Below are 1,485 nucleotides of genomic sequence, written 5' to 3'. Positions count from 1 at the left end.
GCCGCGCGGAGCACCCGCTCCCGGGTCGCGGCGGAGACCCCGCGGCGGCCGTTGAGCGTGTACGACACGACGGCGGTCGAGACACCGGCGACCCGTGCGACGTCGACGATGGTCGGCCGGCGCACGGGGGTCGAATAATCGGACACTTCAGGATGGTTCGGTCGCGACGTTGGGACCATAACCACGTAGCATGCACCCTTGGGTGAATTTTGCACAGCGTCGACGAAGACGGGTGTATAAGCATGCTTATCGGAAAGCGCAGGTATGTCATCGGGGTGCTGTCCCCGGTGGTCGGTGGCTACTACTTCGGACGAGTGCTCGCCGGGATCGCGCGCACCGTCCGCCCGGAGGGGCATCGCGTGGTCGCGGTGCAGACCTATCCGGCGGACCTGGAGCGCGAGCAGTTCCCGGACCGTCCGCCCGGCACCGCGGCCGTGAGCCTCGGCCAGCTCGACGGCGTCATCGTCATCACGTCGGCCGTCAACGAGGCCACCCTGCTCCGGATCGAGGCGGACGGCACGCCGGTGGTGCTGGTCAGTGAGCGCACCACCAGCATCGACGCCCCGGTGGTGACTCCGGACAACGAGGGCGGCACGCGCGCCGCGGTGGAGCACCTCATCGCCCACGGGCACCGGGAGATCGGGTTCCTCGGCAGCCTGCGCCAGGCCGACATCGTCGAACGTCATGCCGCGTACGTCGCGACGCTCACCGCCCACGGCATCACACCACGGCCGGAGTGGCTCTACCGCACGGCGGACAACCAGGAGGCGAGCGCGGCGACCGTGGCGCAGGCAGCCGTGGGCGGACGGGGCCTGCCGACGACGGCGACCGTCGCCGCAACCGACCGCAACGCGATCGGGTTCTCCCGCGTACTGCGGGCCCAGGGGCTGTCCCTCCCCGGCGACCAGGCGATCGTCGGCTTCGACCACTCCGAGGCGGGCGCCCGCGTGCGCCCCCGGCTCGCGTCCGTGGACCCGCACCACGACCAGGTGGGCGAGCTGGCCGTCTCCCTGCTCCTCGCCCGGATCCGGGGCGAACGCGTCGCGGGCCAGCACCTGTCGCGCTCCACGCTGGTGACCCGCGAGTCCTGCGGCTGCCTCGACGCCCGGGCGGGCACCCTCCTCGAGGGACTGCCCGCGCAGGAGGGCTCGACGGCGTGGCGCCGGTTCGGCGAGGTGGCGCGGGCAACGTTCGACGGCGCCGAAGCGCGCCTCGGCCCGGGGGCCGACCTGGACTCGTGGATGCGTGGCGTGCAGCGGCTGTTCCGGGCCGCGGCTGCGCTGGGCCAGCCGCCCACGCAGGCGACGCTCACGGGACTCGCCGAGAGCACGCGCGTGCTGCGCCCCCACCCCGAGGCGCTGGAGCAGCTCATCCCCGCGCTGCGGTCGGTCGAGGAGGAGTTCCGGGAGCAGGTGCGCACCGGGCAGGCACCGACGGGTCCCGGTGACGAGCCGGCTCCGCCGGCCAGGACGACAGCCGGCCAGG

At 73.3% G+C, this 1,485-nt stretch carries 2 protein-coding genes; one reads left to right on the top strand and one right to left on the bottom strand.

The features are described 5' to 3' along the window. A partial coding sequence (locus PROKR_RS31510) for a LacI family DNA-binding transcriptional regulator (protein ID WP_211240092.1) occupies positions 1 to 179 on the bottom strand: 179 nt, incomplete at its 3' end. Positions 180 to 242: 63 nt separating this feature from the next. Between PROKR_RS31510 and PROKR_RS34470 the strand changes: the two genes are divergently transcribed. Then, the coding region (locus PROKR_RS34470; RefSeq protein ID WP_169736374.1) for a LacI family DNA-binding transcriptional regulator at positions 243 to 1,485 on the top strand (1,243 nt) is incomplete at its 3' end.

Source organism: Promicromonospora kroppenstedtii DSM 19349 (genome assembly GCF_000515355.1).
GTDB classification, from domain to species: Bacteria; Actinomycetota; Actinomycetes; order Actinomycetales; family Cellulomonadaceae; genus Promicromonospora; species Promicromonospora kroppenstedtii.
The sequence above is the reverse complement of the archived record's forward strand: the minus strand, read 5'-3'. Positions and strand labels throughout refer to the sequence as shown.